This window comes from Paracoccus methylarcula (assembly GCF_003007735.2).
GTDB lineage: Bacteria > Pseudomonadota > Alphaproteobacteria > Rhodobacterales > Rhodobacteraceae > Paracoccus > Paracoccus methylarcula.
This window is the reverse complement of sequence record NZ_PXNQ02000001.1, coordinates 259,124-272,623: the sequence shown is the minus strand read 5'-3', so window position 1 is coordinate 272,623 and position 13,500 is coordinate 259,124. Positions and strand designations below refer to the sequence as shown.

At 60.7% G+C, this 13,500-nt stretch carries 14 protein-coding genes, 1 tRNA gene and 1 pseudogene; 4 read left to right on the top strand and 12 right to left on the bottom strand.

The genetic code is table 11. The annotated features are described in order from the left end of the window. Positions 1-137 precede the first annotated feature (137 nt). The 7 genes and pseudogenes from A7A09_RS20470 to A7A09_RS01220 form a co-directional block, all read right to left on the bottom strand. A complete protein-coding gene (locus A7A09_RS20470; protein ID WP_148043597.1) occupies positions 138-1,343 on the bottom strand; it encodes a hypothetical protein in 1,206 nt (401 codons plus the stop codon). Beyond that, on the bottom strand, positions 1,340-2,194 hold the full coding sequence (locus A7A09_RS01240; RefSeq protein WP_106689573.1) for a serine/threonine-protein kinase: 855 nt from the start codon (positions 2,192-2,194) through the stop codon (positions 1,340-1,342). The genes A7A09_RS20470 and A7A09_RS01240 overlap by 4 nt, the downstream gene beginning before the upstream one ends. Continuing rightward, positions 2,178-2,906, bottom strand: coding sequence for a hypothetical protein (locus A7A09_RS20465; RefSeq protein WP_148043596.1), 729 nt, complete (start codon positions 2,904-2,906; stop codon positions 2,178-2,180). The genes A7A09_RS01240 and A7A09_RS20465 overlap by 17 nt, the downstream gene beginning before the upstream one ends. Before the next feature lie 581 nt (positions 2,907-3,487). Next, positions 3,488-3,564: transfer RNA gene (locus A7A09_RS01235), tRNA-Pro, on the bottom strand. 48 nt (positions 3,565-3,612) lie between these two features. Continuing rightward, positions 3,613-4,572: a DMT family transporter gene (locus A7A09_RS01230; protein ID WP_366465312.1), complete on the bottom strand. Its 960-nt coding sequence runs from the start codon at positions 4,570-4,572 to the stop codon at positions 3,613-3,615. Continuing rightward, positions 4,573-5,698 (bottom strand): annotated as a pseudogene (gene leuB / locus A7A09_RS01225) (3-isopropylmalate dehydrogenase). 57 nt (positions 5,699-5,755) lie between these two features. Continuing rightward, positions 5,756-6,391, bottom strand: a complete 636-nt coding sequence (locus tag A7A09_RS01220) for a ribonuclease T2 family protein (protein WP_106689571.1) — start codon at positions 6,389-6,391, stop codon at positions 5,756-5,758. A 186-nt stretch (positions 6,392-6,577) separates the two neighbouring features. Between A7A09_RS01220 and A7A09_RS01215 the strand changes: the two genes are divergently transcribed. Next, on the top strand, positions 6,578-7,339 hold the full coding sequence (locus A7A09_RS01215) for a DUF1013 domain-containing protein (RefSeq protein WP_106689568.1): 762 nt from the start codon (positions 6,578-6,580) through the stop codon (positions 7,337-7,339). Positions 7,340-7,418: 79 nt separating this feature from the next. On the opposite strand, the gene A7A09_RS01210 is transcribed toward A7A09_RS01215, so the two are convergent. The 3 genes from A7A09_RS01210 to A7A09_RS01200 all read right to left on the bottom strand — a co-directional run bounded on the left by A7A09_RS01210 (position 7,419) and on the right by A7A09_RS01200 (position 9,771). Next, complete coding sequence (locus tag A7A09_RS01210; RefSeq protein WP_106689566.1) at positions 7,419-7,673, bottom strand: GlsB/YeaQ/YmgE family stress response membrane protein; 255 nt, start codon at positions 7,671-7,673, stop codon at positions 7,419-7,421. Between the two features lie 96 nt (positions 7,674-7,769). Continuing rightward, positions 7,770-9,242: an NAD-dependent succinate-semialdehyde dehydrogenase gene (locus tag A7A09_RS01205; protein WP_106689564.1), complete on the bottom strand. Its 1,473-nt coding sequence runs from the start codon at positions 9,240-9,242 to the stop codon at positions 7,770-7,772. A gap of 67 nt (positions 9,243-9,309) precedes the next feature. Then, a complete protein-coding gene (locus tag A7A09_RS01200) occupies positions 9,310-9,771 on the bottom strand; it encodes an Lrp/AsnC family transcriptional regulator (RefSeq protein ID WP_106690018.1) in 462 nt (153 codons plus the stop codon). A 156-nt stretch (positions 9,772-9,927) separates the two neighbouring features. Between A7A09_RS01200 and ald the strand changes: the two genes are divergently transcribed. Further along, on the top strand, positions 9,928-11,046 hold the full coding sequence (gene ald, locus A7A09_RS01195) for an alanine dehydrogenase (RefSeq protein WP_106689562.1): 1,119 nt from the start codon (positions 9,928-9,930) through the stop codon (positions 11,044-11,046). 41 nt (positions 11,047-11,087) lie between these two features. On the opposite strand, the gene mscL is transcribed toward ald, so the two are convergent. Both mscL and A7A09_RS01185 read right to left on the bottom strand, forming a co-directional pair. Beyond that, complete coding sequence (gene mscL / locus A7A09_RS01190) at positions 11,088-11,522, bottom strand: large conductance mechanosensitive channel protein MscL (RefSeq protein ID WP_106689560.1); 435 nt, start codon at positions 11,520-11,522, stop codon at positions 11,088-11,090. A 104-nt stretch (positions 11,523-11,626) separates the two neighbouring features. Then, on the bottom strand, positions 11,627-12,004 hold the full coding sequence (locus tag A7A09_RS01185; protein WP_106689558.1) for a GFA family protein: 378 nt from the start codon (positions 12,002-12,004) through the stop codon (positions 11,627-11,629). Positions 12,005-12,140: 136 nt separating this feature from the next. Here A7A09_RS01185 and A7A09_RS01180 point away from each other — a divergent pair, with 136 nt between their 5' ends. Together A7A09_RS01180 and A7A09_RS01175 are read left to right on the top strand one after the other, a co-directional pair. Further along, complete coding sequence (locus A7A09_RS01180; protein ID WP_106689556.1) at positions 12,141-13,043, top strand: ornithine cyclodeaminase family protein; 903 nt, start codon at positions 12,141-12,143, stop codon at positions 13,041-13,043. A gap of 37 nt (positions 13,044-13,080) precedes the next feature. Then, complete coding sequence (locus tag A7A09_RS01175; RefSeq protein WP_106689554.1) at positions 13,081-13,476, top strand: acyl-CoA thioesterase; 396 nt, start codon at positions 13,081-13,083, stop codon at positions 13,474-13,476. Positions 13,477-13,500 lie beyond the last annotated feature (24 nt).

Here is a 13,500-nt window from a genome sequence, read left to right as displayed (position 1 = left end):
GGCAGCCAGATTCTCGTAAGCGCGATGCTGATCACCTATGTGGTGCAGGTTGACGGCTTTGGGAAGCGCTAGGGCACAAGCTCCTCGATGCGATTTTTGGGAAGACCGTCAAGGATGGCACTGAATCGCATCATGCTTTATGGGCCACCTTGTAATTGGAGCCAGACGTAGTCGCTTGCCATGTCTGCAAGCATCCTAGTTCCGGCAGAAGCCCAAGCCGGTTGATAAGAATTACTTCCATCGCGAAGAAACAAGCCTGCGCTGTGAATCTGATGATGGAGGGCGTTTGCACTCGCCAGATCTGAGACAACTGTCTGCATCGCCTGCCGAGCGTTTACTGAAGCAGCGAGCGGATTAATGTAATCGACCATCTGATACACCATATGCCGATAAGAATCCCACTTTTGCCAAGCTGCGGCGGTCACCGGAGATACTGAAGCTGAGTATGGGGATTGCACCAAAACAGTCGCCTGAAGAGCGGCCGGTAATTGGAGCACTTCGTCGGGGTATACAATCGTGCCCCAGAGGGGAGTTGAAAAGAAGCGAGGCGGAGCATCACCACCGCCACCCGGGCCGGTTGAGGGCTGAAACCGAGATCGCGTAAAGCCCCATAAGTTTTGCCAGAAGCCAACCGCCGCTGCTCTCGCACCGGCGCCGAAGGCCAGCCCGGCCAAAGGTCCTGCGTATGCGTGCAGCACTGGCTTCCCGGTACAAGCGAGTGTCAAACCTGCAGAACAATACCGATATACTGCTTCGACATCTGTGGGAAGACGCTCCGCGCTGTCGAATTCAACAGCGTAGTACCATCCATCAGCGTTTAAGGCGGTGGCCTGCGACAAAATAGTTTGCGCAACTTGGGCAGTCGTGATGCTAACTCCCATCACGACAGTCGCGTAGGTGGGAATGCCGAGCGTGTCACCGGCAGCTTTAGATGCCGCAAAGAGACGAGCATTTAGCTGTGCGATGTCAGGCCGAGCAGCCTCGTAGGGGATCGCGGGAGCAATAACCGCACTAGCGCCCAGGGCTTGGTTTTCGTCTCGGAGCGCGGCTGTTAAGCTGGCAAAAGATGGGGCCGACAGTGCCCCTAGCGATGCGATCGACTGTCGAAACTGCGCGATGGGGTAGCTCGAAAGCTTTCCATCTGAAAAGTCAGGCTCATAGAACTGAGGGTCAAGTAGAACTTCGCCTCCGGTATTTCTATACTCACCGGCGTACTCTTGAGCCTTTTCATATGCTAGGTCTTTGGGGCTTAGAATAACACCTACACCAGTTCCAGCTTGAAGCATTTCGAGGATAAATTTTTGATTTCGAGCACCACATTGATGCCAAGCGCCGCGTCTCATTGCTGTGCCCCCAAACCGTTCAAGATATTTCCGACCATCGCCGCACTAGCCGGTCTACGCGCTCTTTCCTTTTCCAGCAGTCGCTGCAGAACAAGTTTCAAAGTGGGATTGAGCCCTAAATAATTCGGATCGGATTTAAAGTCTTCCGAAGTGCAAATTGCCTCGTCCAGCTCATCAAATGTCATTGGACTATCTGCTACTGACGGGTGTTTCCCAACGGCCGCCTCATACAGGATCACACCTAAGGCATAAAGATCGGTTCGTGGGTCGATGTCTCTCTTCGTACCTCTCAACTGTTCTGGTGCGAAATATTTAGGGGTGCCCAACATAGCACCTTCAACGGTTGCTGTAAGGCTTTCCATATCCAGAAGACGGGCCAAGCCAAAATCTATTATTACAGGATTTTCATTATTATCTACCCTAATGTTACTAGGCTTCAGATCTCTGTGCACTATGCTATTTTCAGCCAGCGCATTAAGACCACTGCAAAGAGGAACGAAAATATTCTTAATCTGCTCCAGGCTCAGGTTCCCGCGAGCTGCGAGGAAGTGTGAGAGGTCAGTCCCAGCCACAAACTCTTCTACCAAGTAGTGTCGCGTTTCTCCGCCGCGTGCACTATACTCGTACTCAACGACTCTTGCCACGTTAGGATGGTTAAGGGTTTGCATCGCCAGCACTTCACGCTGAACTCTTTCAAGAGACTGCGTCGGGGCAATAATCTTCAAGCAAAAATCTTCGCCATTGCGCCTAACGTGGAAGGCGGCCTTTTGCGCGCTTGGAGTAAGGGCGGTGACAAATTCGTAGTCAGGATGCTGTTGACTCGCGTCGTTTATATTAACCTGGAACATCATTACCTGAAGCCTTTAAGTCTCCTGCAGCTCTCGCTGCGACAGTATAGTAGTATGTCCAAGATTTTGGGGTGGACTTCCTTGCGCGCTTTATCACGCAGCTAACGCCATCGTCGTCGATTGAAATAAGCCCCAAGCCCAACGAAGAAAAAGCTAATTCGTCCTTCACACGCTTTGCAACACCTTCCGGCAGAGCAACAAAGGAACGGTGTGCAAAAATCCTATTCCGCGACGCTTGCGCAACAGCTCTTTTCCAATCTGAAACCTTCACCTCGATTGCCGAAACGTCACCCAAGATATTCTGCCAGCGCTGCGCCAAGTTAAAGGTTTTCCGGGTTTGCTCGATGACGCCATGCGTCTGGAGTAGATCAAGCTTCTTGAGAGTAGACCTTTCGTTCAGACCTAGACGTTCGGCGATGGTTTCCAGGCGAGCACGTCGAGCCGCGCGCAAATATCCAAGGATCGCCAGAGACGCGCTATCAGCATCCGCAAGCTTGACAGCCTCCGGCAGCACACTCGCCCGGAGTAAGTCCGGGACACCTGCACCAACCGGGACGGTACTGCCTGTCCAAGAAATCTCGGCAGAAAGGGGCAGCAATTTTGCAATGTTTTTCTCTACTGAAGCTTGCAGAACTGCTTCGGGGCCGACCTTAAGTTGTCGAAACACCGAAATACCGCTATGACTGGCGGTGGTAACTTTGTCTGAATCAAGCAAAATTTTTTCCCATCCGTATGCTCGTTAGTCTAATCATTCTTGTCGAGTAGTCTAGTTCTTAGAAGCTTCATGAGCGCTATGTGTTTGTACTCGGCCTGTAGTAGGAGATCGACGATCGGAGGATGAAGAACTTCACCATCTAAATCGCTCAATGCACCCTAGAATGGCCAAAGTATCCGTAGCTCGGCTCCTAGCACGGTCCGATAAGCGAGTTCATCCTGACTGCCTATGCCGATTGGTTCAACGAGGCCGAAGAGCGGTGGACTTGGTGTAGAATGATGGCTAAACGGCGCCGATAGACGGAGTTCGAGGCCCTCGACGCTGCCTAGAAGAAAGGGACGTTCGGCGACGATTTCGCACAGCCGCTTTGACCCGAAGTAGGCTCGATAGAGGCGATGGCCTAAAGTCCGCTGTGGGCCGAGATTCTCGAATTCCTACTTCCACCTTCAAATCACCGACTGCTGCAATGAAGCCTGGCTGTCACGGAGCCTGAGCTTGTGATGTTGGTCAGTACTGCTGCCGCAAAGGAAGCATAGTGGCAAAAAGGGACGACTATTGTGGCAATCCACACAAGTTTAAACTGGTCGGAGCGAGAGGATTCGAACCTCCGACCCCCTGCTCCCGAAGCAGGTGCGCTACCAGGCTGCGCTACGCTCCGACCGTAGGGTGGGCAGGTAGCGCGAGCCGGGGTGGAATGCAAGACCTGTCAGCGGCGCGGATGCAACAATCTTTGCAATATGGCCGCTTTCGGTGCAGTGACCGACTCGTTTCGCAGGCGCGCCGCAGTTGCCGGGCGGTTCACAGAATTTCCGCCGCTGCCTTCGCGCCAAACGATGTAAAGACCCGAGGCAATGATCACTAATGCCCCGATCAATGTCGGCAGGTCCAGCATCTCGTTGAACAGGAACCAGCCATACAGGCTGGCCCAGATGATCTGCGAATATTGCATCGGCGCGACGATGGCGGCCTCTCCGGCGCGATAGGCGGCGATGACAAGCAATCCGCCCGCCAGCCCGAAGACCGAGATCAGCCCGGCCAGTGCAAGATCCTGCAGCGGCATCGGCTGGTATTGCAGTGTCAGCGCTCCGCCGGTCACGACGAAATTGCCCAGCATCGGCCACATCATCAGCACCAGCGGCCGCTCGCGATTGCCAAGCTTGCGGGTGACGACCGCGACCATGGCACTGGCCGAAGCCCCGATCATCGCGGCGAAATGGCCGGGTTGCAGCGGATGGGTGCCGGGCCGCAAGACGATCAGCACCCCGCATAGCCCGACGATCACCGCGCCCCAACGATGCAGGCCCACCTTTTCCCCGAGAACCGGGATCGACAGGACGGTGATCAGCAGCGGCGTGGTGAACAGGATCGCGTAGACCTGTGTCAGCGGCAGGGTCGAGAAGGCAAAGAACCCCGCAAGCCCGGCCAAGATCGCGCAGGCGGTGCGCAGGATCAGCCAGCCCGGGTTGTTGGGACGCAGCGTGCCCGAGGTGGGATCACGCAGCAGGATGATCGAGACCAGCGGAAATGACAGAAGCGAGGCGAAGAACAGGATCTGATGCGAGGGATAGCTGCCGCCAAGCGTCTTGATGACGGCGTCATGGGTCGCGAACAGGCCCATCGCCGCGAGTTGCAGCAATACGCCCCGAACATTTCCGGTCAGTTGCACCTATTTCCCGGCTGCAAGAGCCGCGACGATCCTGTCGCCCATCTCGGCGGTGCTGACCGGCGTGCCCCCTTCGGGACCCATCAGGTCGGGGGTGCGGACACCATCGGCCAGCACCTGCTCGACCGCGGCCTCAAGCTCCGCCGCGGCATCGCCCTGGTCGAAACTGTAGCGCAGCGCCATGGCGAAGCTGAGGATGCAGGCGATGGGATTGGCCTTGCCCTGTCCGGCGATGTCGGGCGCGCTGCCATGCACGGGTTCATACAATGCCTTGGGCCGGCCATTCGCCATCGGCGCCCCCAGGCTGGCCGAGGGCAGCATGCCAAGCTGCCGGTCAGCATCGCCGCCGCGTCCGACAGGATGTCACCGAACAGGTTGTCGGTCACGATCACGTCGAATTGCTGCGGCTTGCGGACAAGCTGCATCGCGCCGTTATCGGCATACATATGCGACAGCTCGACATCCGGGTATTCGTTGTCGTGGACCCATTGCACCTCTTCGCGCCAGAGGATGCCGGATTCCATGACATTGGCCTTCTCCATCGAGCAGACCTTGTTGCTGCGCCGCTTCGCCAGCTCAAAGGCCGAGCGCGCCACGCGCCGGATCTCGCCGCTGGTATAGCGCTGCGTGTTGATGCCGACGCGGCCACCCTCGTTCTCGGGATTGTTGTTATCGTCATGGATGCCGCGCGGTTCGCCGAAATAGCGCCCGAGGTCAATTCGCGGACGATCAGGATATCCAGCCCCGCCACCACCTCGCGCTTGAGCGACGAGAAATCGGCAAGCGCATCGAAACATTGCGCCGGGCGCAGATTGGCGAAGAGATCCATCTCCTTGCGCAGACGCAGCAAGCCCCGCTCGGGTTTCACGCTGAAATCGAGATCATCGTATTTGGGTCCACCCACCGCGCCCAGCAGCACCGCATCGGCCTGTTGCGCGCGGGCCATCGTCTCGTCGGCCAGCGGTGTGCCGTGCTTGTCATAGGCCGCGCCTCCGACCAGGTCGTGGCTGACATCGAAACGCATGCCGCGATTGGCCTGGAACCAGTCGATCACCTTGACCACCTCGGCCATGACTTCGGGACCGATCCCGTCTCCGGGCAGGATGAGCAGCGAATAGGGGGGGGTCATGCATGTCTCCTCGATGTCTTGTCGCCGGGTTAGACCCGGTGTGACGACGGGTCAAGATCAGCGCACCTGCTCCATCAGGATTTTCGGCATCGAACAATCCTCGCGCGCATCCGGCGCACAATCGCGGGGTTCCAGGTCGCGGGTCAGGCAGATGCGCACCTCCTGCAGCGCCTCATCGCGGCAGGTGACGGTGATGCCGTCGCGGGTCAGATCCGGGTTGGCCTCGATGAAGGCATCCTCGACGACCGAGGGCGGCAGGGTAATATCCCGGGCAAGATCGTCGAACACCTCGGGGATGGGTGCGCGCGCGGCTGCCTCGCGGATCGCGTCGTAATAGCCATGCGCCGACAGGCCCGAGCAACGCCCGTGCTTCTGCCACTGATACCAGGCCAGCCCGCCCGAGCCCATGATATCGGCCATGGCGGCGCTTTCCCGCCGGGACGGATCGCGTTCCCGCGTGCGGCAATCCTGCGGCCAGCCATCCTCGTATTGCGGCCACAGCCCATGCACGACGAAATCCGTATCCCGCTCCGGGTCGCATTGCGCGGCATCGCGCCCATCGCCGGTCAGGCTGCACCATGTCGGCGACCAACTGAGCGCCAGCACGTAATAGTCGAACTCGCCCGCGACATCTTCGGCATGGGCGGTGAATGGCAACAGGGCGATCAGGGCGGCGCGAAACAGGTCTCTCATGATGGTCAAACTAGCCGGGTTGCGGGCGCCGTCCACCCCTCATCGCGCGAATCCTCTTTTCTCTTCGCATCTGAATCGCTATATCCGCCCTCAATTCCCCCGATTCCGAGGAATGGCGCCCGCCAAAAGCCGATTCCCGGCCCAAGCAGGCCATGGCTTCGGGGTAGAGACGCGAAGGAGATTGACATGAACAAGCCACTGATGGCCAAGGCCACCGCCGTCTGGCTGGTCGACAATACGACGCTCAGCTTCAAGCAGATCGGTGATTTCTGCGGTCTGCACGAGCTCGAGGTGCAGGGAATCGCCGATGGCGATGTGGCGGCCGGGGTCAAGGGCTATGACCCGATCGCCTCGAACCAGCTTTCCCCCGAAGAGATCAAGCGGGGCGAGGCCGATCCGGCCTACAGGCTGCGCCTGAAGCACAATCCCGCCGCCGAGGGCGAGGAAAAGCGCCGGGGGCCGCGCTACACGCCGCTTTCCAAGCGCCAGGACCGTCCGGCGGCGATCCTGTGGCTGGTCAAGTTCCATCCAGAACTTGCGGATTCGCAAATCTCCCGGCTGGTCGGCACCACCAAGCCCACGATCACCGCGATCCGCGAGCGGACGCATTGGAACATCCAGAACATCCAGCCGATCGATCCGGTCGCGCTTGGCCTGTGCAAGCAGACCGAACTGGATGCCGCCGTGCAGAAGGCCGCCAAGAAGCGCGGCACCGACGGCGACGTGATGACCGATGACGAACGCCGCAAGCTGGTCAGCACCGAGACCTCGCTGGCGATGGAGGATGACGAGGCGCGCCTGCCGACAGCAATCGCCGGGCTCGAGAATTTCTCGCTGTCGAAGGATGACGAAAGCGAACGGCCGCGCGAACAGGAACTGGATGCCGACAGTTTCTTCAACCTGCCCGAGCAGGACGAGGATGACGAGGACGAAGACGACAAGCGTTGATTCCGTCCGGATCGAGGAATTGCAAAAGGCCGGTGCGAGGCAATCGCGCCGGCCTTTCTGTTCTTGCAGGTCGAACCGGTCAGGTCTTGCTGCGGATGGCGCGATAGGCCCAGATCAGCAGGCAGGCACCGGCAGCGGCGACCACCAATTGCCCGAAGGTCCCGCCAAGCGTCGATCCCAGCAGCGTGCGCAGCAGCCAGTTGCCGACAAGCGCGCCGACGACACCCAAGATGACATTCGTCAGCAGACCATGATCCGATTTCATGACTTTCTCGGCGATCCACCCGGCAAGCCCGCCCAGAATGATCGTCAGGATCCAGCCAATTCCTTCCATATTCAGGTTCTCCCCTCTTGGTTGATGGCGACCCGGTAGGCCCCTCGTCCCAAGGAATGCTTAACCGGGCGATTTCGTTCCATATTCATTGATCGTTCAGATCGACAGGCAGATATATTTCATCTCGAGGAAGTCATCCATGCCGTGGCGGCTGCCCTCTCGCCCCAGCCCGGATTGCTTGACACCGCCAAAGGGCGCGACCTCGGTCGAGATGATGCCCGTGTTCACGCCGACGATGCCATATTCCAGTGCCTCCTGGACCCGCGTGATCCGGCCGATATCGCGGGCATAGAAATACGAGGCCAGCCCGAAGATCGTGTCATTGGCCTTGGCGACCACCTCCTCCTCGGTCTCGAACTTGAACAGCGGGGCCAGCGGGCCGAAGGTTTCCTCGGTCGTGACCTTCATGCTGTCGGTCACGCCGGTCACCACCGTCGGCTTGAAGAACAGCCCGTCAATGCGCTCGCCGCCGGTAGCGACCGCGCCGCCGTGATCCAGCACATCCTTGATATGCTCTTCCACCTTCAGCGCGGCGGCTTCGTTGATCAGCGGACCGGTTGTGACACCGTCCTCCAGCCCGTCGCCGACCGTCAGCTTGTCCACCGCCTCGGCCAGTTTGCGGGCGAATTCGTCATAAACCCCGGCCTGCACGTAGATGCGGTTGGCGCAGACGCAGGTCTGGCCGTTATTGCGGAATTTCGAGGCCATCGCGCCCTCGACCGCGGCATCCAGGTCGGCATCGTCAAACACGATGAAGGGTGCGTTGCCGCCCAGTTCCATGCTGCATTTCAGCACCTGGTCGGCGGCCTGGCGCAGCAGGATGCGGCCCACCTCGGTCGAGCCGGTGAAGGTCAGCTTGCGCACCAGCGGGTTCTCGCAGAACTCCTTGCCGATCTCGCTCGAACGCGACGAGGTGACGACCGACAGGATACCCTTGGGCAGTCCCGCCCGCTCGCCCAGCACCGCCATGGCCAGCGCCGAAAGCGGCGTTTCGGCAGCCGGCCGCGCAACGAAACCGCAGCCCACGGCCAGCGCGGGCGCAGCCTTGCGGGCGATCATCGCGTTGGGGAAGTTCCACGGCGTGATCGAGGCCACCACCCCGATCGGCTGGCGGATCACGCTCAGCCGCTTGTCGGGCTGATGGCCGGGGATGGTTTCGCCGTAAACGCGCTTGGCCTCCTCGCCGAACCACTCGATGAAACTTGCGCCATAGGCGATCTCGCCCTTGGCCTCGGGCAGGGGCTTGCCCATCTCGGCGGTCAGGATCAGGCCCAGATCATCCTGATTGGCCATCATCAGGTCGAACCATTTGCGCATCACCTGCGCGCGCTCCTTGGCGGTGCGCGCCGCCCAGCCCTTCATCGCCTCGCCCGCCGCCGCGATGGCCTGCGCCACCTCGGCCCGGCTCAGATCGGCGACCTGCGCGATCACGTCGCCACGCGCCGGATTGATCACGTCGAATGTCGCGCCATCGCCGGCATCGACCCATTCCCCGGCCAGGAAGGCCCGTGTTTCCAAAAGCGACGGATCGCGCAGAAGAGTCCGAAGATCGGTGGAATGCTTGGTCATGACAGCCCCATTTGATGGATTTGCCGGATGATGACCACGCGGCAGCCCGCTTGTCAAAGGGCTCCGGTCACACCGGGATCGCGGTCGTCCGAAACACCGTACGCAGCGCAAAGGACGAATGCATCTGCGCCACACCCGGCAGGCGGGCAAGATGTTGCCGATGGATACGGGCGAAATCGTCGGTATCCTCGACCACGATCTTCAGCAGGTAATCGGCCGTGCCCGCCATCAGGTGGCATTCCAGCACATCGGGAATCGCCCGCACCGCCCGTTCGAACGCGTCCAGCAACTCGTCCGCCTGCCCCGACAGGGTGATCTCGACGAAAACCGTGGTCTGCCGCTGCAATTTCCGCGCGTTCAGCAGGGCGACGTAATCCTGTATCACGCCCGCCTCCTCCAGCCGTTGCACCCGCCGGTGACAGGCGCTTGGCGACAGATGCACCCGCAAGGCCAGCTCGGCATTGCTGATTCGGCCCTGCTTCTGCAACAGGGCAAGGATTCGGCGGTCTATTGCGTCAATCTCGGACATGATGGGATATTCTTCGAATATTTTCGACAATTGCAATGCTTTCTACCGAAACCCCCTGCCCCGTAGCCACAGCTTCGCAGCACCTTGCGGCGATTTTCTGGCAATCTGTCCGCAATGTTATTGTGAATGGTTCCACACGAAGGGAGGAGCAGCTTCATGAAAATCGGTTGCCCGAAGGAGATCAAACCGCAGGAATTCCGCGTGGGCCTGACCCCCGCCAATGCCGCCGAGGCGATCCTGCGCGGCCATGACGTGCTGATCGAGACCGGCGCGGGCATTGGCGCAGGCTTCACCGACGAGGATTACCAGGCCATCGGCGCCGAGATCGCCCCGGATGCGGCGGCGATCTTTGACAGGTCCGATCTGGTCATCAAGGTCAAGGAGCCGCAGGCGGTCGAGCGCAAGCTCCTGCGCGAAGGGCAGGTTCTGTTCACCTATCTGCATCTTGCACCGGACCCGGACCAGACCCGTGACCTGCTGGATTCCGGCGTCACCTCGATCGCCTATGAAACCGTGACGGATGCGCGCGGCGGCCTGCCGCTTCTGGCGCCGATGTCCGAAGTGGCGGGACGCCTCGCGCCGCAGGTCGGATCATGGGCAATGCAAAAGGCCAATGGCGGGCGCGGCGTGCTGATGGGCGGCGTGCCGGGCGTCCGTCCGGCCAATGTCATCATCATCGGCGGCGGCGTGGTCGGTGCCGCGGCCGCGCGCGTTGCGGTGGGCATGGGGGCGAATGTGACGGTCATGGACCGCTCCGTGCCGCGGCTGTCCTATCTGGACGACGTGTTCATGGGCAAGCTGACCACCCAATATGCCAATGCCGCCACCACCGCCGAACTGATCCAGACCGCCGACATGGTGATCGGCGCGGTGCTGATCCCCGGCGCGGCCGCGCCCAAGCTGATCTCGCGCGAACAGCTTTCGACCATGCCGCAGGGCTCGGTCCTGGTGGATGTCGCCATCGACCAGGGCGGCTGCTTCGAGACCTCGCGCGCCACGACGCACCAGGATCCAATCTACGAGGTGGATGGGGTGGTGCATTACTGCGTGGCGAACATGCCGGGCGCGGTTGCGCGAACCTCGACCCAGGCCCTGGGCAATGTCACCCTGCCATTCCTGCTGGCGCTGGCCGACAAGGGCTGGCGGCAGGCGGTCACCGATGATCCGCATCTGCGGGCCGGGCTCTCCACCCATCAGGGCAAGCTGACATCGCTGCCCGTGGGCGAGGCATTGGGCCTGCCGGCGATCACGCCCGAGCAATTGCTGAGCGCATGAGAAAAACCGGCGCGCCCGGGACCGGGCGCGCCATTCGAGGCTTAACCCTTCGCCGCCAGCAAGTCGCGGATCTGGGCCAGCAATTCTTCCTGCGACGGACCTGCGGACGCCTCCTCTGCTGCCGCCTCCTCTTTCTCTGCGGCGGATTTGGCGCGGTTCACGGCCTTGACCAGCAGGAACACCACCCATGCGATGATGAGGAAGTTCAGCACCGCCATCAGGAACGAACCATAGGCAAAGACCGCCGCACCCGACTCGCGCGCTGCGGCCAAGCTGGTGCCATCGGCAACTTCGCCCGACAGGATAATATATTTATTGGTGAAATCGACGCCGCCGGTCACCAGCCCGATAATCGGGTTGATCAGGTCATCAACCAGCGATGTCACGATCGCCGTGAAAGCCGCGCCAATGATGATCCCCACGGCCATGTCCATGACATTGCCCTTGGCGATAAATTCCTTGAACTCCTGAATCATCTTCTTGCTATCCCCCTGAGGTTCCTTGCAGCACGCTGCCGGGGTGAGGTTAGTTCACCTCCTTGCGGCTGGCAATTCCCGGCATGCGTGCAACAAGACCTCCGCTATTCTCCATCGCGATCCCGGTCATACCGTCTGGCAAGCGGAAATTCCGGCAACCAGGATTCGCGCCGGATGATCCAGCTTTCATAGCTAGGCGCCAATTGGTTCGGGGAATCCAGTGCGCCCAGATGCAGTTCGATCTCATCCCCGCTGCGCGCGAAAACCGACGATCCACAGCGAGGGCAGAAACACCGCCCCGCATAATCGCGTGTCTCGCCCTCGATGCTCACCGCGTCCCGGGGAAATATCGCGGCGGCGTAGAAAAGCGCCCCGTGATGCTTGCGGCAGTCGAGGCAATGGCAGATGCCGACACGGGATGGCGGGCCCGAGGCCGTGATCCGGAGATCGCCGCACAGACAGCCTCCGGTGAATTGCTCCATGACGCGCCTCCTCTGCCATCGGATAGACAGGATTTTTACAATGGCGGATGGCGTCCTGGCAATCGAGGCTGTTGCGCAATGCTTTCCATCCCGTCCGGTTCTGCTCTAGCTGAATGCCAAAGACGAGGATACGAGCATGCAGATCATCACTTCCGACGCCGAGTCCCGGCTGGACTGGATCGCCCTGACCGACGCGCTGGCGCGTGGTCACAGCCTGCCACGGGCCGAGGTTGCCGACAGTTTCCTTTATCGCGGCGAGGATACGCTTCTGACCCGCTCCGCCTGGATCGACGGGCTGGGGCTGGCGGTCAAGCCGGCGGCGGTCTTCCCGGGCAACCCCGCGAATGGCCTGCCGATGATCAACGGCGCGGTAAACCTGTTCGACGACACCACCGGCCAGTTGCAGGCGATCGTCGATTTTCACCTTGTGACCAAGTGGAAAACCGCGGGAGACAGCCTCTTGTCCGCCCGCCGCCTCGCCCGCAAGGACAGCCGGCAGGCGCTGATCGTCGGCGCGGGTAATGTCGCGGCCTCGATGGTCGAGGCCTATCGCGCGCTATTTCCCGATATCCGCATAACCATCTGGAATCGCACCGCAAGCGCCGCCCGCGACCTGGCCGAACGCGTGGATGCCACGGCGGTCGAGGATCTTGCGGCGGCCACCCGCGACGCCGATCTGATCGCCACCACCACCATGGCGAAAGAGCCGGTTCTGCGCGGCGAATGGCTGCAACCCGGCACGCATCTGGACCTGATCGGCGCCTATCGCCCCGACATGCGCGAAATCGATGACGAGGCCATCCGCCGCGCCCGTCTCTTCGTTGACAGCCGCAGCACAACCATCGGCCATATCGGCGAAATCCAGATGCCGCTGGATAGCGGCGCGATCACCGAAGAAGATATCGTCGCCGATTTCTACGATCTGCCCTCGGGCCGCTACGCGCGCCAATCCGATGCCGAGATCACCCTCGCCAAGAATGGCGGCGGCGCGCATCTCGACCTGATGACCGCGCGCTATATCCTTGAAGCAACCGGATAAAATCCAACCATTCAGTTTTCACGAGGAAGGCTTTCCCATGTCAGACCCCATCTCTGCACCCTCTGCGAACCCGACCATCCGCACCATCGCGATGCCCGCCGACACCAATCCGGCCGGAGACATCTTCGGCGGCTGGCTGATGAGCCAGATGGACCTTGCCGCCGGCACCGTCGCCGCGCTGACAGCGCAGGGCCGCAGCGCGACCATCGCGGTCGAGGGAATGAAGTTCCTGCGTCCCGTCAAGGTAGGAGACGAGGTTTCGCTCTTCGCCGATCTTGTCCGGGTGGGCCGAAGCTCGATGCATATCCATGTCGAGGCATGGCGGCGGGAACGGGAACGGGACCGCAATCAGAGCGAAAAGGTCACCGAAGCGACCTTCACCTTCGTTGCCCTCGACGATCAGGGACGGGCAAGACCGGTCCGGCCGGGCTGAGCCTGCCACCGCCCGCACAACAGG

Excerpts from the sequence above, each read along its gene's own strand:
- A7A09_RS20470 (WP_148043597.1), bottom strand. The coding sequence starts at position 1,343 with ATGAGACGCGGCGCTTGGCATCAATGTGGTGCTCGAAATCAAAAATTT.
- A7A09_RS01240 (WP_106689573.1), bottom strand. The coding sequence starts at position 2,194 with ATGATGTTCCAGGTTAATATAAACGACGCGAGTCAACAGCATCCTGAC.
- A7A09_RS01220 (WP_106689571.1), bottom strand. The coding sequence starts at position 6,391 with ATGAGAGACCTGTTTCGCGCCGCCCTGATCGCCCTGTTGCCATTCACC.
- A7A09_RS01215 (WP_106689568.1), top strand. The coding sequence starts at position 6,578 with ATGAACAAGCCACTGATGGCCAAGGCCACCGCCGTCTGGCTGGTCGAC.
- A7A09_RS01210 (WP_106689566.1), bottom strand. The coding sequence starts at position 7,673 with ATGGAAGGAATTGGCTGGATCCTGACGATCATTCTGGGCGGGCTTGCC.
- A7A09_RS01205 (WP_106689564.1), bottom strand. The coding sequence starts at position 9,242 with ATGACCAAGCATTCCACCGATCTTCGGACTCTTCTGCGCGATCCGTCG.
- A7A09_RS01200 (WP_106690018.1), bottom strand. The coding sequence starts at position 9,771 with ATGTCCGAGATTGACGCAATAGACCGCCGAATCCTTGCCCTGTTGCAG.
- ald (WP_106689562.1), top strand. The coding sequence starts at position 9,928 with ATGAAAATCGGTTGCCCGAAGGAGATCAAACCGCAGGAATTCCGCGTG.
- mscL (WP_106689560.1), bottom strand. The coding sequence starts at position 11,522 with ATGATTCAGGAGTTCAAGGAATTTATCGCCAAGGGCAATGTCATGGAC.
- A7A09_RS01185 (WP_106689558.1), bottom strand. The coding sequence starts at position 12,004 with ATGGAGCAATTCACCGGAGGCTGTCTGTGCGGCGATCTCCGGATCACG.
- A7A09_RS01180 (WP_106689556.1), top strand. The coding sequence starts at position 12,141 with ATGCAGATCATCACTTCCGACGCCGAGTCCCGGCTGGACTGGATCGCC.
- A7A09_RS01175 (WP_106689554.1), top strand. The coding sequence starts at position 13,081 with ATGTCAGACCCCATCTCTGCACCCTCTGCGAACCCGACCATCCGCACC.